The sequence below is a fragment of the Arthrobacter sp. 18067 genome, assembly GCF_902706295.1.
Classification (GTDB): domain Bacteria; phylum Actinomycetota; class Actinomycetes; order Actinomycetales; family Micrococcaceae; genus Arthrobacter.
In genome coordinates this window covers 49,415-69,711 of sequence record NZ_CACSJJ010000024.1, presented here as the reverse complement: position 1 = coordinate 69,711, position 20,297 = coordinate 49,415, and the positions used below count along the sequence as shown (strand labels likewise).

Sequence of the window (20,297 nt, the reverse complement as noted above, 5' to 3'; positions counted from 1 at the left end):
CCCCCTTCCTGCCAACCCTCTCTCACCCGCTTACACCCGCTTGAAACCCGGGAGTGGTAGTTTGATCTCTGCTGAGGCAGACACCCGCACCCAATCGGAGGACCATCCATGTTTAAGGGTTTCAAGGACTTCATACTTCGCGGCAACGTGATCGAACTGGCGATAGCCGTCGTTATCGGCAGTGCCTTCACCGCACTCGTCACTGCCTTCACTAACAACATCATCAACCCCGTAATCGCCGCCGCCGGTGGCATGAACGCTGACGGGCTCGGCTTCAAGATCTGGGAAAACAACCCCGCCACGATGGTCAACATCGGCGCTGTGCTGACGGCCTTGGTCACCTTCGTGATCACTGCTGCCGTGGTCTACTTCATCTTCGTAGCGCCCATGAACAAGATCAATTCGCTGGTAAAGGATCGCCTCTCCACCGAGGAACCCGAGGAAGAGCCGCTGCCGGCAGACACCGCACTCCTGGCGGAAATCCGCGATCTCCTGAAGGATGCCGCTGCCGCACGTAACGCAGGCCAGGCTTCCGACTTGGACCCGGACTTCGATTCCGACCGCACCCGCTAGCACCAACCGCTCGTAGCGAGCGCTCCTACGCACGTTGTTTGGCCTGAACCCGGCGTCCTCCCCGCGAGAACGCCGGGTTCTTGCGTGGCGGGCGTTCACCGGGCTGTCCCCGGAACGTGACGCACAGGCAACCGGTTCGAAACAGGGGCAGGGCAGCATGAAAGCATGAAGCCCAACGCGAGCACTCCCGTCACCGCGGACCTCCTCTGTGATGTCTGCGGTCAGTTGCCCGAACCGCCCAAGGCCCGGCTCACCCTGGCCAACATTGCGGTCATGCTTCCCATCGAACTGCTGGTCCACGCGGCAGTCGTGGAAACCCACCTCCCCTACGTAGCCAAGGTCCTGCTCCTGACGGTCACCGCCACAGTTCTGGTCATCTGGGTGGCCGAACCGTCGGCCGCCAAAATGCTCAGGCGATGGCTGCACGCGCCGGCCCTCCGCCAACGACGCACGTTGAATCTGGCACCGTCCTTGTGGCGTGCCCGGACGGTGCTGTTCGATCAGCCCGGATCCCTGCAGAAAATCACCCAATCCCTCGCCAACCTGGACAGCAACATCCTCAGCCTGCACGTCCACCCGATGATGCGGGCAAGCTCCGACGGCACGGCCGCCACTGAGACGGTCATGGATGAGTTCGTCCTCTCGGCCCCGGGCAATGTCACCGAACAGGAACTGCTGAAGGCACTGCACGACGGCGGCGGCCGTGAGTCCCATGTGTGGCCCACCACCGCCTTGGCCATGGCTGACGGCCAAACCAAGGCTCTGAGCCTCGCCACCCGCATCGCCGGTAACCCCAAGGAACTTCCGCACGCGGTCGCCGAACTCCTTTCCGCCAAAGTCGTCCCGCTCGATCCCGAGCGCCCGGCACCCGACGCGGGTGCCGGCGTCGGGCCTTCCGCTGACATCCTCAAGATCCCGACGGCATGGCACGGTCCGCTCGTCTTTTCCCGGCCGGGCGAACCGTTCTCGCCGGCGGAATCCGCACGCGCGCACAGGCTGGCGGAGCTCGCGGAAATTCTGGCGCACAGCCCGGAGGCCAAGGAGAGTTCGTGCCGCTGACATCGTAGAGCCGGCGGCCATACAGGTAGTGCTGCACGGAGCCCTCACCATGTGCGTTCAGTTCATGAGTCGGATCCGTAGACCCGTTCCGCGCTCCTTTTCCACCAGCCGGCGTTCTATCGGACCGCTTTGAGCAAGCCATAGGACCCTGCCGTCATGAGTCACCGACTCCACGCGGCCTTGATCCACTACCTCGTTGTACCGCCAGACCTGGACTGTTTGACCCACCAGGGCCCTCCAGTTGGTCACAGCCTTGCCCTGTGTCTGGACGAACCCTTGGTTCTGCGGGAAACCCTGAAACTGAGCGAAACGGGATCCGGGCGATGAATCTTTCATGCTGTCCTGCACGTCCATGACTCCTAGCGGTGCTCTACAAACTTCCTGTAAAGACAGGTGCCGCCAACGATCAGTACATGACGCGATTTGCCGGACTTTCCCTACAGCCCCTTAACCGCGCCAAGGACCTTGGTCAACGAATCCTTCGCGTCGCCGAACAGCAGGGTGGTTTGCGGCTCGTAGAGAAGTTCATTTTCAATCCCCGCGAACCCGGGGCGCATGGAGCGTTTGAGGAACACCACCTGACGGGCATCGGCAACTTCCAGGATGGGCATTCCGTAGATTGGAGAGCCCGAGGTGGTCTTGGCTGCGGGGTTCACGACGTCGTTGGCGCCCACCACCAACGCAACATCGGCCGTCTTGAACTCGGAGTTGATATCGCCCATTTCCTTCAGCGACTCATAGGGCACGTTGGCTTCAGCCAGGAGCACGTTCATATGCCCCGGCATCCTTCCGGCCACGGGATGGATAGCAAAATCCACCTCAATGCCGCGTGCTTCCAAAGCCAGAGCAAGCTCGGCAGCGGTGTGCTGCCCCTGCGCTACTGCCAGGCCGTAACCCGGCACGATGATGACCCGCTGCGCATAGCCAAGCAGAACTGCCACATCCTCGGCGCTGGAGGACCGCACAGGCCGCTCACTCACGGCCGTGGAACCAGCGGTGGATCCGCCCTTGAACGCCCCGAACATGATGCCTGCGACGCTGCGTCCCATCGCAGCCGCCATGGCCCGGGTAAGGATGGTGCCAGAGGCTCCTACCAACGTCCCCGCAACAACAAGGAGGACGTTCCCCAGCACCAGCCCGGAGGCGGCCACGGCCAGACCGGTGAACGCATTCAGGAGTGAAATGACAATGGGCACATCGGCGCCGCCCACAGGGAGCACCAACAGGATTCCGGTGACAAGCCCCAACACCAGCAGGACCAGCGCCAGTGCCAGGGAGCCGCTGAGGATCACCACCACACCGGCTCCCACGGCGGCCAGCAACACGACGGCCATCAGGACCGGCAGTCCCGGGAACGTGACCGGGCGTGTGGTCATGAGCCCCTGGAGCTTGGCGAAGGTAACGCCGGAACCCGCGAAGGAGACCGCCCCCACCAACAGCGTGAACACGATTGCCACTCGAACCCAAGGCTCTTCCGTATGCGAAAGTTCCAGCAATGCCACAAGCGCCGCAGCACCGCCGCCCACACCGTTGAAGAGGGCCACGAGTTGCGGCATCTGGGTCATCTGTACTCTGCGGGCCACGGGGGCAGCCACACCGGAACCCACCACGATGGCGCCAAGAATCCAAGGAATGTTGTCCAGCTTTACGGAGACAAATACCGTCACCACAGCCAGCAGGGCGCCGAATGCTCCGATCAGGTTGCCGCGCCGGGCGGTCCGTGGTGAGTTCAGGCCCTTCAGCGCGAGGATGAAGCACGCCGCCGCCGCAAGGTACAGCAGTGCCGTCCAGGTGGGATTGAGCAGCGTCACGGGCGTCGCTCCCTAACTGCGGCTTCCGCGGTTCCCGCGGCTCCGGAATCCGTCGGAGCAACGTTCGACGGCGGCCGTTGCCTTCCGCGGAACATTTCGAGCATCCGATCGGTCACCACGAAACCGCCGACGAGGTTGGCCGTGGCCAGGACAACTGCCAGGAGCGCGACCGCCAACACCAACGGGTCTGCCGCCTGTCCCGCAACGATGATGGCCCCCACCAGGATGATGCCGTGGATGGCGTTGGCCCCGGACATAAGTGGCGTGTGCAGGGTGCTGGAAACCTTGGAGACAACTTCGAAGCCCACAAAAACAGCCAGCACAGTGATCGTCAGCAGGCTCATGCCGTCCATCAGCGCACTCCTTCAGTTCCAGGTTGAGTACTTCCAAAGGGTGCCGTTTCGCCGGCGAGCGCGGTGAGTGCCTCCGATGTGGGCGCATGCCGGACCTCGCCATCGTGGGTGAGGCAGGTGCCGGCCACTACTTCGTCGGCAAAGTCCGGGGCAACCGAGCCATCCTTGGTCATGAGCGCCAGCAGGTTGGCCACGTTCTTGGCGTACAAGCGGGATGCATCCGTGGGCATCGCTGACGCAGCATCCTTGATTCCCACCAACGTCACCACGCCTTGGCCGTCGGCGGTGGGGATGGGAATGTCCTGGCCCGGAATGCTCCCCTCAACGTTGCCGCCGGATTCCGCTGCCAGGTCCACCACCACGGAGCCTGGCTTCATGCCCCGCACCATCTCGCGGCTAACCAGCAGGGGTGCGCGCCTGCCCGGGACAGCGGCCGTAGTAATCAACACGTCTGCCTGGGCGACGTGGGGCGCCAAAAGTGCCCGCTGCAAGGCGCCACGGTCCGCGCTCAATTCACGTGCGTACCCACCCGATGCCTCAGCGGTTTCGAGGTCAAGCTTGATGAAGGTGCCGCCCATGGACGCTACTTCGTCCGCCGAGGCCGGGCGGATGTCGTTGGCCGAAACCCGGGCGCCGAGCCGCTTGGCTGTTCCGATCGCCTGGAGACCGGCCACTCCGGCACCCAGCACCAACACGCGGGCTGGTGGAATGGTCCCCGCCGCCGTCATGTATAGCGGGAAGAACCGGGGCAGACGCATGGCTGCTTCAAGGACGCACCGATACCCCGCCACCAAGGCCTGGGAGGTCAGGGCGTCCATGGATTGGGCGCGGGAAATACGGGGAACCAGCTCAAGCGCGAAAGATGTGATCCCACCAGCGGCGAGCGCCCGCACTGTAGGTAGCTCCGAGGACGGTGACCCCAAGCCGACGGTGACCGAGCCCCGGCGGAGGGCTCCCGCCGTCGACGGTTCCATGGGGCGCACGTGGCAGTAGACATCCAGTGTCCCGAGGTCCAGGGACTGCACCACGGAGGCACCTGCCTGCCGGTAATCGTCGTCGCTATGACCGGAGGCTGATCCGGCCCCTGACTCGATCTGAACTTCCAGGCCCAATCCGGCCAATTGCTTGACCGTTTCCGGCGTGGCAGCCACACGTCGCTCACCGTCGAGTGCCTCGCGCGCTATGCCTGCTTTCACCCGCCACCCCTCTTCCAGAACTCTCCAGAAACCAGTTGGCATGAGTCTATGACCGCGAGGGTTCGGGCGGGAGTAGGGGCTGCGCTATGTGCACAACTCCACTAGGGTCGGTGGAAGCTGGGGGCAACCAGCCACCACACCGTCGACGAGCCGGTTCCGGCCGCGCCGTCGGAAAGGAACGCCACTATGGACACCTTCAAAATCGGTTACTTCGTCGGAAGCCTGGCAAGCAATTCCATCAACCGGGTTCTCTCCAAGGCGCTGATCAGCGTCGCACCTCCGGAGCTCGAGTTCCATGAGATCGCCATCAAGGACCTTCCTTTGTACAGTTCGGACTACGACGCCGACTTCCCCCCGGCCGGCCGGGAATTGAAGGACTCCATTGCGGCATCGGATGGGATCCTGTTCGTCTCCCCCGAGTACAACCGCTCCATTCCGGGCGCGCTGAAGAACGCCATCGACTGGGGTTCGCGCCCGTGGGGCACCAATTCATTCGCGCGTAAGCCCACGGGAATTATCGGCGCATCGCCGGGCGGTATTGGGACAGCCGTGATGCAGTCGTCCATGCGCAGCGTGTTGAGCTTCCTCGACGCGCCGCAGTTGAACGCGCCTGAGGCTTACATCCGCTTCGTCGCAGACGCTTACGACGACGACGGTTCGGTCAAGGACGAAGGCACCGCCGGCCTGTTGCGGCACTACATGGAGGAATACAGCGCCTTCGTGCAGCGCGTCCTCGCCGCCAACGCCCCGGGCCACATCGGCGACCAGGAACCGGATTCCGCCAAGCTCACCCGCTAGGCGCCGGCTGTCCCCGCCACCAACCGGCCAATGATGCTGGTTTCGAGGTGCTCCAGCAGGTGCCGCGGGTTGTCATAGACCTCCGCGGCACCTGCGTCGCGCAGCTCCGCCTCGCTGATCCCGCCGCAGGTCAGGGCAACCACGGGCACGCCGATGGCTCCGCCCGCTTTCACATCCCAGACTGCGTCGCCAACAAAAACGGCATCCTCCGGGCTGACGCCAAGCTTCTCGAGGCACGCGACCAGGATGTCCGGCGCGGGCTTGCTTTCCTCAGCATCGTCGGAGCTGGTCCAGGCATCAATGGAGGATCCGGCGTCGAGGATGTGCCGGCTCACTTCGAGGTCGCGCTTTTGCGCCGACGATGCCAGGCCTACCGCCAGGCCAGCCTCCGAGCATGCCGAAAGGAGGTCACGAACCGATTCGAAGGGCCGCAGCGTGGGCCAAAATGTTGAGAAGACAGCCCCGTGCGCCGATTTCAGGTCCTCCTGCATGTCCCGGGGGCAATCAGGTACAAGGCTTCGGATGAGTTTGTCGCCTCCCATGCCTACGCGCCGGTGGATGGCGGACATCTCCATGTCCAGCCCTTCCCGGCGGAACGCCTGCCACCACGCCATGGCATGAAAATAACTGGAATCAATCAGTGTCCCGTCCACATCGAAGAGGACGCCGCACTTTTTGTCTTTTGCTGAACCGGGCATTCCATCAGACTACTTATCATCTCCTCGCGCGGGAAGTGACACGGGAAGTGACACGGGAAGTGGGCCGCCCACGACATAATGCGTAACGCGGGAAATACGCGTCTGCAACTTCTTGTTGGCAGGGATATGACAACAATCGGAATCATAGGTGCAGGACACATTGGCAGCCAGGTTGCACGCAAGGCAGTGGAACTGGGCTACGACGTCGTGATCAGCAACTCGCGGGGGCCCGAAACGCTCGGCGAGCTGGTCGCAGAACTGGGGCCGCGCGCCCGGGCCGCGACGGCAGGCGAGGCAGCGGCGGCGGGTGATTTCGCCGTCGTGACCGTCCCCCTCAAGAACTATCAGGGCATTCCCGTGGAGCCGCTCGAAGGCAAGATCGTCATCGACACCAACAACTATTACTGGGAGCGCGACGGTCGCATTCCCGAGCTGGACAACGGCGAAGCCACCACCTCCGGCCTACTCCAAAAGCACCTTCCCACGTCCAAGGTGGCCAAGGGCTTCAACCACATCTTCGCCAAGGAAATCACCACCGACGGCGCCCCGGCCGGCACGCCGAACCGACGCGCCCTGGCCACCTCCAGCGACTTCCCGGAAGCCGCCCAACTCGTCACCAAGCTCTACGACGAATTCGGCTTCGACACCGTCAACGTCGGCCCTCTGGAAGACAGTTGGCGCGTCGAACGCGACCGTCCCGCGTACGTCATCCGGCAGAACGCGGATGAACTCCGCGAGAACCTCGCCAAGGCCACGCGCACGGTCTAGTCCTTAACTCACGACGGCGGGCAAGCATCTTGCGCTTGCCCGCCGCCCTATTTTGGGCTGCTGACAGCTCTCTGCCGTGAAATAGCGGCGGAAACGGTGTCATGAAACGGGTCCAGGGTGCACTTTATGGGTGGCTGCTTCCTCAGATGCTTGGCGCATCGGGCATCTGGGGAAGCAGCTTCGCCCTAAGAGCCCCTATCCGAGGAGTCCCATGTCCACCAAAATCTCCAGCTGGCCCGCAGCAACTCCCATGTGGGTGGACCTGGGTGTAGACGACCTTGCCGAAGCGAAGGCCTTTTACGCAGACCTGTTTGGCTGGGAATTCGTGTCCGGCGGCCAGGACGCCGGTGACTACAACCTGGCGTACGTGAGGGGCCGCGCCGTGGCCGGAGTAGGCCCCAAACAGGAACCGGGTATGCCCACCGCCTGGACCACCTACCTGGCCTCGGACGATGTTGACGTCACGGCCAAGAAGATCAGCGCTGCCGGCGGGCAACTCCTTGCTCCTCCTTTTGACGTGATGGAATCAGGCCGCATGGCCTTGGCACTTGACAGCGTCGGCGCGGTTTTTGGCGTCTGGCAGGCTGGATCCCACATCGGGGCTGAACGCGTCAATGAGCACGGCGCCCTCTGCTGGAACGAACTCCACACCCGTGATTACTCCACGGCCCGTACCTTCTACTCGGAAGTCTTCGACGTCAGCTACCAGGACGTCACCGAAGAAGGCCTTGTCTACTCGACTGTTCGCAGGCCACTGGATGGGCGGGAAGTCGGCGGAATGCACCACGACACCGCTCTTCCCGATGACGTGCCCAACCACTGGATGACCTGGTTCGCCAGCGACTACGTCGAAGGTACTGCTACCCGGGCAGTAGAGCTTGGCGCTACCCTTTTGGGTCCAGTGGAGGACAGTACCATGGGCCGGATGGTGGTTGTGCGGGCACCGCAGGGTGAAGTATTCGGCGTCATCGATGCCCCACGAACCAGCGAGTAGGGCGGCGGGAGATTAGTCAGGCCGCTGCGATCAGGCCGCTGCGGGATTCAAGGCTTCGGTGATGATCTCATGTGCGTGGGCCGCGGCGAGGGGTGCGGCCAGACGGTGCACTGCTTGGAACGTGCGGCGTACGGCCGGTCCGTGCCACTCCGGCGGGAGGTAGTCGGCGGGGAGGTTCGGGTCCCGGTACGGGAACTTGCGCCACATGGTGAGCATCGGAATGTAGTAGCGGAATGCGTCGCGCCGCAGCTCTTCCGTGGACTCAGCCAGAGCCGCTTCAGGATCGTCGCCAATGCTCTCGGTCCATTGCCGCTCCGCACCTTCATACAGCTCAAGGAACTCGGTGAACTGCTCATCGAGTTCCTTGAGGTCCCACCATTCCGAGATTTTGGGCCGCATTGGACCGTCGAAAACGTAGTCGCTCCGGAACAGATCCACGAACTCGATCAGCCCCCCGGCAGTGAGCCGTTCCCGGGCTTGCTCCAGTTTGTGGGCCGGTGCGATCCACACGCCGTTGGCCACGGAACCAAACCCCAAGGCCAGCAACGCGGAACGCAGTTGGTGCCGGCGGTTGCGCATCGATTCCGGCACCGAGAAAACAGCAAGTACCCAGGTGTCCACGGGGGCCGGCGGTTCCGGCGCGAAGATCCGCCGGTCACCTTCACGGAACACATCGCTGATGGACTCGGAAATCTTGTACTTGGCGATTCCATCCTCCCGGACGCTCTTCAGCACGCCCTTGGCCTTGAGCCTGGAGACCGACGACCTCACGCCCGGAGCGTCGTAACCGAGCGAGCCCAGCATGGAGATCAGCGCGGAGACCGGCAAGGCATCGCCGGCGTTCCGGCCATAAAGGCCGAAGATCGTAACGAGCAGCTGCTGGTGGCGCACCGGGGGTGCCGGGACGGCGAACATCGAAAGAGCCTCATTTCCGCGCCCCAATCAGGCGCCAGTCCAGTTCATCATAGGTGCGGGACCGTGTGTGGTCGGCGTAGGCTGAGCGGCGTCCGGCCACATATTCCTTGGAGGTTCCACGCCATGACCGATGCGGTTTCCTACGTCCTGGGTGAGCCCTGTTGGATCGAGTCACTTCAGCCTGACCCGGAGGCAGCCGTAGCGTTCTACGGATCGCTCTTCGGCTGGGAATTCGATGAGCCCACTGACCTTGGATACAGGGTGGCCCGGCTCGGTGGACGACGCGTAGCGGGAGTGGGGCAGGCCCCGCCAATGCTGGATCGCGGAGCATGGGCCACGTACTTCCTCGTGGATGACCTCGACACAACGGTGGGCCGCGTGGGTGAAGCCGGGGGAACCCTGCTGGTTGGACCCGTCGAGGGAGGCGACGGTGAGCGCACGGCTTTGCTCGCCGACCCCAGCGGCGCACCCTTCGGCGTACGTGCCGGTAGCAAGCCTCTGGCCGCGGGAATTCTTGATGCCCCGGGCGCGTGGCAGATGAGTGCCCTGCATACCCCGGACATTGCCGCTGCAGAGAAGTTCTACGCAACCGTCTTCGGGTGGCGGTTGGAGATGGCACCCGCGGGCATCGGACTGTGGCACTTGGCCGGAAGTACGCGCCGGGCCGCCCATCCAACGTTGACCGATGACGTCGTTGCCGTGGCGACCGCAGCCGACCCCACGTCCGGCGTGCCACCCCACTGGGCCGTCAACGTCCAGGTTTCGGACACGGACGCTGTGGCCCGCCGCGTTGTTGAGCTGGGCGGCTCACTGCTGATGCCGCCCACTGATGCTCCGGGCTTCCGCAACGCTGTGCTGGCTGATCCCAGCGGCGGTGTCCTGGCCATCAGCCAAGTCATCGAGTCCTAGAGAGAACACGCCGAGGTGGCACTTGATGACAATCCTGGGCCTGGGCATTGTCATCAAGTGCCACCTCGGGGGGACTATTCGCTTGCCGGCACACCCTTTACGGCGCGGACCAAATGTTCCGGCCAAGGCTGCGCCGCAGTAGTGCCGTTGGGGACATGGACGGTGGTGACCGTCCCATACGCGGCGACGTCGCCGGCGTCGGACGTCACTTCGAAAGCCAAGGTCAGCGAGGTTCGGCCGAGCGCGTGGATCTTCACCGTGGCGGTGATGCGCTGGCCGAACCACAGCTTGGCCTTGTAGTTGATCACTTGCTGGACGCGGGGAGCGCTGGGGAAGTAATCCGGTAGCTCCAGCTTCCGGAACAGCTCAGCTTCCGCAGCTTCGACCCAGCGCAGGATGGCCGAGTTGTGCTGGTGTCCGGAGGCGTCGGTGTCCACCCATTCCACCGTTCGCTCGATGCACGCCTCCGGAAACCTGTCCACGATTTGCTCCTAGCGGGCGCCGACGCTGGCGTCGTCAGGGTCGACGTCGACGACGGTCACGGGCACCTCGGGCTGTGGCTTGGGAATCATTGCCACGGCGCCTGCCGCAAGTACTGCGATGCCGGCGAAGATCGCGAAGTTGGCCTCGAAAGGCAGCTTCGAACCGGCGATCCAGCCACCGATCAACGGTCCGGAAATGGCACCCAGCCGGGCAAAGCTCAAAGCCCAACCCGTGGCCGTGCCGCGAACCTTGGCCGGGTAGTAATCGGCGATGTAGCCAGTGAGGACCAGTGACGTAGAGATGGAACCCACCCCTGCGAAGGCGACGAACAGCAGGTTGACCACCATGGTGTTCGGGAAGACCAGGAGCATGATGCCCAGTCCGCCCAGGATGTAGAAGACCACCAGGATGAGCTTCTTGCCGTACTTGTCGGCAGCGCGGCCCAGGAGCAGGCCGCCGATGGCCGATGCCAGGCTGAAGACCAGGAGGAACGTCAAGGAAGAACCGAGGTCGTAACCGGCCTTCTTCATGATGCTCGGCAGCCATGTGTTCAGGCCGTAAACGAGGACCAGGCCGCAGAAGAGCGAGATCCAGAAGAACACGGTGGAACGCAGGTACTTCGGGGAGAACATGGTGGTGATGGTCTTCCACCACGGATCAGCCTGACCGCCTTGGGCAGCAGTGGCCGCTGGCGGGACCGGGACCACCGGCCGGTAATCCGCGATCTGCAGTCTGGCAGCCAAGGCCTTCGCCTCGGACTTCCGGCCCTTGGATTCAAGGAACTCGAGGGACTCCGGCAGGAACTTCCAGATGATGGGGAGGAGAACCACCGGCGCGGCACCGATCGCGATAACGGCGCGCCATCCACCCACGGGCAGCACGAACAGTGCAGCCAGCGCAGCCGCTACGATGCCCAGCGAGTAGCCGGAGTACATGAGGCCGTAGTTGAAGGAGCGCTTGTTCGGTGCCGAGTACTCGATGGTCAAGGCCGCTGCCACCGGAATGACACCGCCCATGCCCAGGCCACCAATCAGGCGGAAGATGCCGAACAGTTCCGGAGTGGGAGCCCACGCTGCTCCCGCCTGCGTGATGGTAAAGATCACCATGGAAGCCAGGAGCATCTTCCTGCGACCCACCAGGTCGCTGAGCGTGCCGATGAACAGGGCGCCAATAAGCATGCCGATCAAGGCATATGACCCGAGTCCGCCGAGAGCCAGCGGGCTGAGGTTCCATTCCTTGTACTCGGCGAGGGCGGGAAGGATGGCTCCGAGAACACCGACGTCGTACCCTTCGGCGAGGATCGCGAGCCAGCAGCAGAACAACACCAGGCCGGTGGTCTTCTTGGGCACGTTCCAGTCGTTGACCGGTGCGGTGGCCATGGCTACTTCACCAAAACCGATGCGGCGGCGGACTCCGGAGTCCAGCGGAGGTGGGTGTTGACCTCTTCGATGTCAGCTTCTTTCAGCAAGGACAGGCGCGGACGAACCGCGTCAGTGCGCGAGCTCGGCGGCTTGCGTCGGCCGGCGCGGAACTGCGGAATCCACTGGGCGCCGGGACCCTGGTACTCCTGTTCGGCGGCGGCATGCAGGGTCCACTGGGGATCGTAGAGGTGCGTACGGCCCAAGGCAATGAGGTCCGCACGGCCCGCCAAGAGGATGGAGTTCACGTCGTCGTAGCTGGAGATGGCACCGACGGCGATCACAGCCACGCCTGCCGGAGCGGCAACTTCCTGGCGGATGCGATCGGCAAACGGCGTCTGGTAGCTGCGGCCGAAGGCGGGCTTCTCTTCCTTGGCGACCTGCCCGGTGGAAACATCCAGTCCGGCCGCGCCGTGCGCCACGAAGGCGCGGGCAATCTCAATCGAATCGTCGGAAGTGTTGCCACCCTCGATCCAGTCTGTGGCGGAGATACGCACCGTCACTGGTTTGCTGGCAGGCCATGCCGCGCGAACGGCGTCGAACACTTCCAACGGGAACCGCAGCCGGTTCTCCAAGCTGCCACCGTATTCATCGGTCCGCTTGTTGGACACCGGCGAAAGGAAGGAGGACAGCAGGTAGCCGTGGGCGGCATGGATTTCCAGGAGGTCGAAGCCTGCCTGCTCTGCGCGGACAGTCGAGGCCACGAACTCCGCCTTGATGGCATCCATGCCGGCGCGATCCAGCTCCACGGGCGTCTGGTTCTCCGGGCTGTACGGCAGCGCAGAGGGTCCAACCGCAGTCCAGTTGCCGGACTCGAGCGGCTGGTCGATGCCCTCCCACATGAGCTTGGTGGAGCCCTTGCGGCCGGAGTGGCCCAGCTGGGCTCCGATCTTGGCGGTGGAGCGGCTGTGAACGAAGTCCACGATTTCCTTCCAGCTATCGCGTTGATCGTCTGTGTACAGGCCGCTGCAGCCCGGGGTGATGCGGCCGGCCTCGGAGACGCAAACCATTTCGGTCATGACCAGGCCTGCACCGCCGAGGGCTTTGGAGCCCAGGTGCACCTTGTGGAAGTCGCCCGGAATACCGTCCGTGGCCGAGTACATGTCCATCGGGGAGACAACAATGCGGTTCTTGAGCTCCAGCCCGCCAACGCGGAACGGCTGGAACATGGCGGGCGCAACTTCGGTGAGGCCCTGTGACTCTGCGAAGTCGCGGTCCACGGCGTCAGCGAACTCGGGATCACGCAGGCGAAGGTTCTCTTGGGTGATGCGGCGGCTGCGGGTCAGCAGGTTGAACGCAAACTGCGTCGGGTCCTGGTCCTTGTACTGGCCGATGCGCTCGAACCACTCCAGCGACGCCTGTGCTGCACGCTGGGTGGAGGCGACCACAGGCCGGCGCTCGGCCTCGTATGCCGCCAGAGCGGACTCAACGTCCGGGTGCTCGTGCAGGCAGGCAGCCAGCGCCAGGGAGTCCTCCATGGCCAGCTTGGTACCGGAACCGATGGAGAAGTGAGCGGTGTGGGCGGCGTCGCCCAGCAGCACCACGTTGTTGTGGCGCCAGCTTTCATTGCGGACCGTGGTGAAGTTGATCCACTTGGAATTGTTGGTCAGGACCTCGTAGCCGTTCAGCTCCTCGGCGAAGATCTCCCGGATCTTGGCGATGGCTTTCTCATCCGAAACGCCGGGAGGGAAGACCTCGTTGGCGGTCTCGTCGAAACCTGCCGCGTGCCACACGTCCTGGTGCATTTCCACGATGAACGTGGAGCCCTCGTCCGAGTAGGGGTAGCCGTGGATCTGCATGACGCCCCACTCGGTCTCCTTCACGAAGAATTTGAAGGCCTCAAATACCTGGTCCGTGCCGAGCCACATGAACTTATTGGTCCGCGGGTCCAGGTTCGGCCTGAAGGAGTCGGCGTACTTGGCACGGATCTGCGAGTTGATGCCATCGGCAGCGAGCACAAGATCGTAGTTGGCTTCCAGCTCTTCGATGGCCGGTGCCAGGGTGCTGAACCGCACGTCCACGTTCAGTTCGATGCAGCGGCGCTGGAGCAGTTCCAGGAGTTCCTTGCGGCTCATGGCAGCGAAGCCCTGGCCGCCCACCGTGATCATCTGGTCGCGGAAGTGGATGTCGATATCGGACCAGCGGGCAAAGCGGCGGCTCATGTATTCGGCCACCACGGGATCGGCGTTTCCGATGCCGCCCAGCGTCTCATCGGAGAAGACGACGCCGAAGCCAAAGGTGTCGCTGGCAGCGTTGCGTTCCCAGAGCGTGATGTCGTGCGACGGGTCCAGCTGCTTCATGAGTGCTGCGAAGTACAGGCCGCCGGGGCCGCCTCCAACGATTGCGATTTTCATGGTGTTGCTCCTTCTCAGGCCTGGCTCTGGCCGGCGGGGGTAAGTTGTTCGTTCTTGGCCGCGTTTTGGGGGGCGTCCTCTGCGAGGATGCCGTCGCGGAGCTTGAAGTGCTGGAGTTTGCCGCTGGGATTGCGCGGCAGTTCGGTGACGAAGCGGACGTCCCGGGGGTACTTGTACGGGGCGATGGTCTGCTTCACGAAGTCCTGGATTTCCTTGCGCTTGCCGGCATCGCCAGTGACGCCCTCACGCAGGACGACGAACGCACAGACGATGCTGCCGCGCTCCTCATCCGGGATTCCGATGACCGCGTTCTCCACCACGTCAGGGTGCTGGTCGATGGCCGTCTCAACCTCGGGCGCACCGATGTTGTAGCCGGAGGAGACGATCATGTTGTCCGAGCGGGCCTGGTACGTGAAGTACCCGTCCGCGTCCATGGAGAACGTGTCTCCCGTGACGTTCCAGCCACGGACCACGTAGTTCGCCTGCCGGGGATCGTCCAGGTAGCGGCACCCTGTTGGGCCAATGACGGCCAAACGGCCAATGTTGTCAGGGCCGAGTTCGTTGCCGTCGTCGTCCAGAATCGTGGCCCGGAATCCCGGCACAGCACGACCCGTGGTTCCGGGGCGGATGTCATCCCCAGCCGCGGAAATGAAGACATGCAGCATCTCCGTGGCGCCGATTCCGTTGACCAGCCGCAGCCCTGTGGCCTCGTGGACGGCTTCCCAGGTTTCCTTGGAGAGGTGCTCTCCTGCGGAAACTGCGATGCGCAGGCCGCGGAGGAGGTCGCCGCGCTTCTCCTTGAGGATGGCCCGGTAGGCCGTGGGTGCGGTGAAGAGGATGGTGGCTCCGGCCTTTGAGGCGTGCTCGGCCAATTCCACTGGGCCCGCCTTTTCGGTCAGCAGCGAGGACGCGCCAAAGCGGAGCGGGAAGACCACCAGTCCCCCCAGCCCAAACGTGAAGGCAAGCGGTGGCGATCCTGCGAAGACGTCATCCGCGGTGGGCTGCAGGATGTACCGGGCGAAGGTATCGGCGTTGGCCAGGATGTCGCGGTGGAAATGCATGGTCACCTTGGGCACACCGGTGGTGCCCGACGTCGGACCCAACAAGGCAACGTCGTCCGCGGCCGTGTCCACAGCCGTGAACTTCCCGCTCTTGTGCCCGCAGCGTGAGGCGAGGTCGCCGTCGTCGTCGAATCCGTTGCCGGCTCCGTACGTCAGGACGGTGACGTCATCACCGGCGGCCACCGCGAGTTCGTCCACGAAACGATGGTCCGAGATCGCCACGACGGGCTTGGTCAGCCCGATCAGCGTTGAGACCTCACTGGAGCGCAGCATGGGCATGGTGGTGACCACTACGGCGCCGGCTTTCAGGACTCCCAGCCAGGCGGCCACGATCCAGGGGTTGTTGGGGCCACGCAGCAGCACCCGGTTGCCCGGCAGGACACCGAGGTCTTCGGTGAGGACCTGGGCCACCTGGTTGGAGCGCGTCTGGAGCTGACCATAGGTCCAGACCGTGCCATCCGGGGTCCACAGGGCCGGGCGGTCCGCACCGTACTGTTCGACAGCGTCGTCGATCAGCACCGCGGCGGCGTTGAGCCGTTCCGGGTAATGGAGTTCGGGAAGGGTGAATTCAAGCGCAGGCCAGGTATCGGCGGGCGGCAGGTGGTCGCGGGTGAACGTGTCCACGTGGGCCGATGGCATCATGCTCATGGCCGTTCCTTTCAGTGGTGCGTCGTTGAAGCTGATGGTTGGTGGGGGTCTAAAGCTGTTTAGGCGCCGGCCCGGATCATGCCCTCTTGGGCCACCGTTGCGAGGAGCCTTCCTTGCTGGTCGAAGAAGCGGCCCATGGCCAAGCCCCTGTTGCTCTGCCCGGAGATGGCTTCCTGGGCATAGAGGATCCATTCGTCCGCTCGGCCGTCGCGGTGGAACCACATGGAATGGTCCAGGCTGGCGGTAGCGAGTCCCGGACTGGACCAGTTAAGTCCATTGACCCTGAGCAGGGGCTCCAGAATCGTGTAATCGCAGACGTAGGCCAGGGCTGTGCGGTGGAGGTCGGCGTCGTCAGGCAGGGCGTCAAAGGCTTTCACCCAAATCGCTTGCTGCGGTACCGAACCGCCTTCGAGTTCGATATATACCGGCCCAGGAATATGCCGCATGTCGAAGCTGCGACCCGTGGACCAGTACTCTGCGGCCGCTCCGTCAGTCCCGTCCAGCACTTCGGCTGCCGTCCGCAGCGATTCAGGCTCGACGGCGGCGGGGACTTTGGATTGGAAGTCCGGTCCGTCTTCGGGAACCTGGAAGGAACCCATCGCGGCATAGACGGGCTTGCCATTCTGGAAGCCGCGGACGGTACGGGTGGAGTACCCGCGACCGTCCCGCAGTCGCTCCACTTCATACCGGACACTGGAACCGATATCCACCGGACGCATGAAGTAGCTATGCATCGAGTGCAGAGTCCTGTCAGCATCAACGGACCGCATCATTGCGGCCGCAGCTTGTGCCACCATGTCTCCACCATAGGCTTTTGGCCACGGCACGTACTGGGTGGTTGCTTCGTAGGCTTCGTCGAAAACTTCGGCCGTTGCCGGCGTGAGCTCAACGGCCTTGAGGAAGGTCTCAGACGTCAGGGTTCCAGTGATCATGGCTAGGCCCGGCGGTAGTCGGCGAGGGTTTCGTCGGCGACGTCTTCGAGGTTGACCACCAGGTTTTCCGGCGTACGGGCAGTCAGCCAGACCAGTTCATCAGTGATGGACATGTTGGCTTCAACGTGGGGCATGAACGGCGGGACGAAAACCCAGTCGCCGGCCTTCATGTCGATGAACTCCGAGTAGTTCTCGCCGAAGTAGATGCGGCCGTGGCCCCGGAGCACGTAGCCGCCGGTTTCAGCCTCGCCGTGGTGGTGCGGGAGTGAGCGGTAGCCGGGGGTGTTGGAGACCTGGCCGAACCAGATCTTGGTTGCCGGGGTGTGCTGGATGCTCACGCCGGAGACGCGGATGCAGTCACCGGACTGGGCGGTGTTGGTGTCCTCCGCGCCGGCGCGGGTGACGACCGGAACAACCTTGCCATCTGCTTGGGCATAGATGGAGTTGTCGCCTTCGAGGCGGTATTCGGTGGTGGTCTGGCTCATGGGTCTCTCCTTTGATGTGGTGTGAGGATTTCAGACGTTTGCCGGGACTGGTACGTGGATCCGAAACTGGTTTTCCAGCCGGCCGATCCCGTCGATTTCGGTGGCGAGGACATCGCCGTCGTTGAGGTAGCGGGGCGGGGTCATCCCCATGCCCACGCCCCCGGGCGTTCCCGTCAGGACGAGGTCGCCCGGGCGCAGGACGGTGAACTGCGAGATATAGGACAGGAGCTGCGCGGGGCCGAACACCAAGGTGCTGGTGTTCCCCTGCTGCACCAGCTCGCCGTTGACGTAGCCGCGGACCTCGAAGCTTTGGCCTGCCTCGTCGGCCGTCAGCATGACCGGCCCCACGGGAGTGGTGCCATCCCAGGCCTTCCCCTGGAACCACTGAAGGGTCCGGCTCTGCCAGTCGCGCATGGAGACGTCATTGGCCACGGTATACCCGGCAATTGCCTCGCTCGCTTGGTCTTCGTCCGCACGGAACAGTTCAGAACCCACGACGACGGCGAGCTCGGCTTCCCAGTCGACGCGGGCGCTGCCGTGGACTTCTACAGCGTCGGCGGCTCCTACCAAGGTGTCCGCGTACTTGGCGAAGAGCGTGGGGTACTCGGGAAGTTCGCGGCCCATTTCCTGGATGTGGTCACCGTAGTTCAGGCCGCAGCAGATGACCTTGCCGGCGCGGGGCAACAGCGGTGCGAGGTCCGCGTCCGCTGCTGCAATGACCTGCTGGTCGCCTGCCGGGGCCACTGCGGCCTCTGCCACGACATTCCGCCACTCCGGCTGGGCCAGGAGCGCCCCGACGTCGGTGGCGGGCAGCGCGAGGTAGGAGTCGGCGCCTGTGGCGAGTGCCGCCGTCGTACCTCCGTTGGCCGTGCGCAAGGTGGCGAGTTTCATTGCGGGTTCCCTTCGAGTTTTTGTGATGTGTCGACTTTTTTACGATCGTCACATATGCTCAACGTAGCACGGCAGAAATGATCTGCACAGAGGCTTTCCAAAAGTTTTTGCAGTTGCCACAACGAGGAGGAACAGCATGAGCCACCAGACGATCAACCCGGAATCGCTGCCCAAGCCATCGGGTTTCGCGCACGGCATTCTTGCCGGAAACACTGTTTTCCTGGGCGGGCAGACGGCCTTGGACAAGAACATGAACATCGTTCCCGGCGGCATCGTGGAGCAGTTCACGCAGGCGTTTTCCAACGTCATCACCACCCTCCGCGAAGCCGGCGGACAGCCCGAAGACCTGGTGAACGTGACCATCTACCTCACGGACGTGGACGACTACATGGCCAATGGCCGCGAAATCGGACGCATCTGGCGTGACATGGCCGGCTCGCAGTATCCCGCGATGGCCGGCATCGGCGTCACACGGCTGTGGCAGAAGGAAGCCCTGATCGAAATCCAGGGCATCGCTGTGATCCCGGAGCGCTAAGCCTCCCGGAACGCGCAGTCGGGTCAGATGCCGCTCTCAGCGTCGAGGCGGCCTGTCCGGACTGCGCGTTCCAACTCCGCATGATCCTTCTCGGACTGGTCGGCGTAGTGCTTCGCCCACCCCGCCATGGCCTTGTCGAATACGTCCGAACGGCCCAGGTAGCCTGCGATAAACGCGCTGCCGGGGGTTTGGGAATGGGCGCGGGCGAGCACTCCCCCGCACAGGCGGGCGTAGTCGGCCAGTGGCCCGGGGCCGAGTTGATCCACGGCGAAGGAACCCTTCATGTCACGGAATTGGCGGACGAAGTAGTCACGCAGCTGGCCATCGGATTCCACCGTGTTGCCCACCCATCCCAGGAACGGATCGGACTGCGCCTGCATGATCCGTTGGCCGGCCACGGCACGGTATCCCTGGCCGAACTTGGTCAGCAATCGAATCACGTCGGAGGACGGCCGGGATCCGCCATGGCTCTCCAGTACTGAACGTTGGACTTCCTTGGCCTGCAGGAACAAAGGTTCCCCTGAGGGGCCCAGCATCAGCACCACCCAACACCGGGTGCCCACGCTTCCCACGCCGACCACCCGGATCGCTACGTCCACCAGGCGGTACTGGCTCACCAGCACGGCAGTGTCGGCCCGCAAGGAGCTTCGATACAGGTCAAAGAGTGCGCTCACGCGATCCAATGTCGCTGTTTCCGGGTGGTAGACCAGCGGCCACTGGTCCACGATCCTCGGCTCTCCGTGGACAGTTTCAGCCGTCATTTTCGCCAGGACCTGCTCCGAGGTGCGTCGCTTGGCTTTCTTCATGTCCTCGTCCAGGATGCCTGCCGACGCCATCGTCGCCGACAGGATGTCTGTATCGACTTGGAAGTAGTACCTTTCCGCGGCCGTTCCCTCGAACAACCTCCGCATGGCCAGCCGGTATGACCGGGCCGCAGCTTCTGCGGCGGTGCGGCACTGCTCCTCGGAGTGCCCGCTGTTGCGCCCGCTTAGCCAAATACTGGCCGTGAGCCTCTTGACGTCCCATTCCCACGGCGCCGGGAAGACCTCGTCAAAGTCGTTGAGGTCGAAGACCAAGCGCCGCTCCGGGGACGCATACAAGCCGAAGTTGGCCAGATGGGCATCGCCGCAAGCGACCACCTGATGCCCGGAGGTCTGCTCCCCGGACAGATCGCCGGCCATGACGGCCGCGGCTCCCCGGTAGAACGCGAAAGGTGTCTGCAGCATTCTCCCCACGCGTACGGGAACCAGATGAGCCAGCCGGGAAGCGTGTTGTTCCGCAAGAATGCCCACTACGTTCCGCGCCGGTGCCGCGAACCTCCCTTGGGCGCTCCGAGGCAGCGTTTCCCGCGCAGCTTTCCCTTTGGCGCGGTCTTGGTCCGCCGGGCTCCAGCGAGCACTGACGAGTGGGCTCATG

At 63.8% G+C, this 20,297-nt stretch carries 21 protein-coding genes; 7 read left to right on the top strand and 14 right to left on the bottom strand.

The features are described from left to right. Positions 1-108: 108 nt before the first annotated feature. A complete protein-coding gene (mscL, locus tag GVL04_RS20735; RefSeq protein WP_159708043.1) occupies positions 109-573 on the top strand; it encodes a large conductance mechanosensitive channel protein MscL in 465 nt (154 codons plus the stop codon). Positions 574-738: 165 nt separating this feature from the next. Next, positions 739-1,632 (top strand): amino acid-binding protein, encoded by an 894-nt coding sequence (locus GVL04_RS20730; protein ID WP_159708041.1) that lies wholly within the window; start codon positions 739-741, stop codon positions 1,630-1,632. 57 nt (positions 1,633-1,689) lie between these two features. On the opposite strand, the gene GVL04_RS24740 is transcribed toward GVL04_RS20730, so the two are convergent. From GVL04_RS24740 to GVL04_RS20710, 4 genes are all read right to left on the bottom strand, one after another. Next, positions 1,690-1,986, bottom strand: a complete 297-nt coding sequence (locus GVL04_RS24740) for a hypothetical protein (protein WP_235036381.1) — start codon at positions 1,984-1,986, stop codon at positions 1,690-1,692. An 83-nt stretch (positions 1,987-2,069) separates the two neighbouring features. Next, positions 2,070-3,443: an NAD(P)(+) transhydrogenase (Re/Si-specific) subunit beta gene (locus GVL04_RS20720; protein WP_159708039.1), complete on the bottom strand. Its 1,374-nt coding sequence runs from the start codon at positions 3,441-3,443 to the stop codon at positions 2,070-2,072. After that, positions 3,440-3,796 (bottom strand): NAD(P) transhydrogenase subunit alpha, encoded by a 357-nt coding sequence (locus GVL04_RS20715; protein ID WP_159708037.1) that lies wholly within the window; start codon positions 3,794-3,796, stop codon positions 3,440-3,442. Before GVL04_RS20715 ends, GVL04_RS20720 begins: the two co-directional genes overlap by 4 nt. After that, on the bottom strand, positions 3,796-4,992 hold the full coding sequence (locus tag GVL04_RS20710) for a Re/Si-specific NAD(P)(+) transhydrogenase subunit alpha (RefSeq protein WP_159708035.1): 1,197 nt from the start codon (positions 4,990-4,992) through the stop codon (positions 3,796-3,798). Before GVL04_RS20710 ends, GVL04_RS20715 begins: the two co-directional genes overlap by 1 nt. A 186-nt stretch (positions 4,993-5,178) precedes the next feature. On the opposite strand from GVL04_RS20710, the gene GVL04_RS20705 reads away from it, so the two are divergent. Beyond that, positions 5,179-5,790, top strand: a complete 612-nt coding sequence (locus tag GVL04_RS20705) for an NADPH-dependent FMN reductase (protein ID WP_159708033.1) — start codon at positions 5,179-5,181, stop codon at positions 5,788-5,790. On the opposite strand, the gene GVL04_RS20700 is transcribed toward GVL04_RS20705, so the two are convergent. Further along, positions 5,787-6,488 (bottom strand): HAD family hydrolase, encoded by a 702-nt coding sequence (locus tag GVL04_RS20700; RefSeq protein WP_159708031.1) that lies wholly within the window; start codon positions 6,486-6,488, stop codon positions 5,787-5,789. The two genes, GVL04_RS20705 and GVL04_RS20700, sit on opposite strands and share 4 nt — an antisense overlap. A 126-nt stretch (positions 6,489-6,614) precedes the next feature. Here GVL04_RS20700 and GVL04_RS20695 point away from each other — a divergent pair, with 126 nt between their 5' ends. Both GVL04_RS20695 and GVL04_RS20690 read left to right on the top strand, forming a co-directional pair. After that, positions 6,615-7,256 carry an NADPH-dependent F420 reductase gene (locus GVL04_RS20695; RefSeq protein ID WP_159708029.1) on the top strand — a complete coding sequence of 214 codons (642 nt, stop codon included), beginning with the start codon at positions 6,615-6,617 and terminating at the stop codon, positions 7,254-7,256. A gap of 211 nt (positions 7,257-7,467) precedes the next feature. Further along, positions 7,468-8,250 carry a VOC family protein gene (locus GVL04_RS20690; RefSeq protein WP_200846916.1) on the top strand — a complete coding sequence of 261 codons (783 nt, stop codon included), beginning with the start codon at positions 7,468-7,470 and terminating at the stop codon, positions 8,248-8,250. 30 nt (positions 8,251-8,280) lie between these two features. On the opposite strand, the gene GVL04_RS20685 is transcribed toward GVL04_RS20690, so the two are convergent. After that, entirely contained in the window at positions 8,281-9,165 is an 885-nt protein-coding gene (locus GVL04_RS20685) for a PaaX family transcriptional regulator C-terminal domain-containing protein (protein ID WP_159708025.1), read from the bottom strand. Between the two features lie 123 nt (positions 9,166-9,288). On the opposite strand from GVL04_RS20685, the gene GVL04_RS20680 reads away from it, so the two are divergent. Beyond that, a complete protein-coding gene (locus tag GVL04_RS20680) occupies positions 9,289-10,074 on the top strand; it encodes a VOC family protein (protein WP_159708024.1) in 786 nt (261 codons plus the stop codon). A 74-nt stretch (positions 10,075-10,148) separates the two neighbouring features. On the opposite strand, the gene GVL04_RS20675 is transcribed toward GVL04_RS20680, so the two are convergent. Genes GVL04_RS20675 through GVL04_RS20645 form a run of 7 tightly spaced genes read right to left on the bottom strand, consistent with a single transcriptional unit; the run spans position 10,149 to position 18,346 of the window. Beyond that, positions 10,149-10,556 (bottom strand): thioesterase family protein, encoded by a 408-nt coding sequence (locus tag GVL04_RS20675; RefSeq protein ID WP_159708023.1) that lies wholly within the window; start codon positions 10,554-10,556, stop codon positions 10,149-10,151. A 9-nt stretch (positions 10,557-10,565) separates the two neighbouring features. Beyond that, positions 10,566-11,936, bottom strand: a complete 1,371-nt coding sequence (locus GVL04_RS20670; RefSeq protein WP_159708022.1) for an aromatic acid/H+ symport family MFS transporter — start codon at positions 11,934-11,936, stop codon at positions 10,566-10,568. Positions 11,937-11,938: 2 nt separating this feature from the next. Continuing rightward, complete coding sequence (locus GVL04_RS20665; RefSeq protein WP_159708021.1) at positions 11,939-14,329, bottom strand: bifunctional salicylyl-CoA 5-hydroxylase/oxidoreductase; 2,391 nt, start codon at positions 14,327-14,329, stop codon at positions 11,939-11,941. A 14-nt stretch (positions 14,330-14,343) separates the two neighbouring features. Then, complete coding sequence (locus GVL04_RS20660) at positions 14,344-16,038, bottom strand: AMP-binding protein (RefSeq protein ID WP_159708020.1); 1,695 nt, start codon at positions 16,036-16,038, stop codon at positions 14,344-14,346. A 59-nt stretch (positions 16,039-16,097) separates the two neighbouring features. Beyond that, on the bottom strand, positions 16,098-16,970 hold the full coding sequence (locus tag GVL04_RS20655; protein WP_159708019.1) for an acyl-CoA thioesterase II: 873 nt from the start codon (positions 16,968-16,970) through the stop codon (positions 16,098-16,100). A gap of 2 nt (positions 16,971-16,972) precedes the next feature. Next, positions 16,973-17,455 carry a cupin domain-containing protein gene (locus tag GVL04_RS20650; protein WP_159708018.1) on the bottom strand — a complete coding sequence of 161 codons (483 nt, stop codon included), beginning with the start codon at positions 17,453-17,455 and terminating at the stop codon, positions 16,973-16,975. A 30-nt stretch (positions 17,456-17,485) separates the two neighbouring features. Then, on the bottom strand, positions 17,486-18,346 hold the full coding sequence (locus tag GVL04_RS20645) for a fumarylacetoacetate hydrolase family protein (protein WP_159708017.1): 861 nt from the start codon (positions 18,344-18,346) through the stop codon (positions 17,486-17,488). Positions 18,347-18,482: 136 nt separating this feature from the next. On the opposite strand from GVL04_RS20645, the gene GVL04_RS20640 reads away from it, so the two are divergent. Then, positions 18,483-18,881, top strand: coding sequence for a RidA family protein (locus GVL04_RS20640; protein ID WP_159708016.1), 399 nt, complete (start codon positions 18,483-18,485; stop codon positions 18,879-18,881). A gap of 23 nt (positions 18,882-18,904) precedes the next feature. Here the strand turns inward: GVL04_RS20640 and GVL04_RS20635 are convergent, their stop codons facing one another. Then, complete coding sequence (locus GVL04_RS20635) at positions 18,905-20,296, bottom strand: DUF2252 domain-containing protein (RefSeq protein WP_159708015.1); 1,392 nt, start codon at positions 20,294-20,296, stop codon at positions 18,905-18,907. Between the last annotated feature and the right edge of the window lies 1 nt (position 20,297).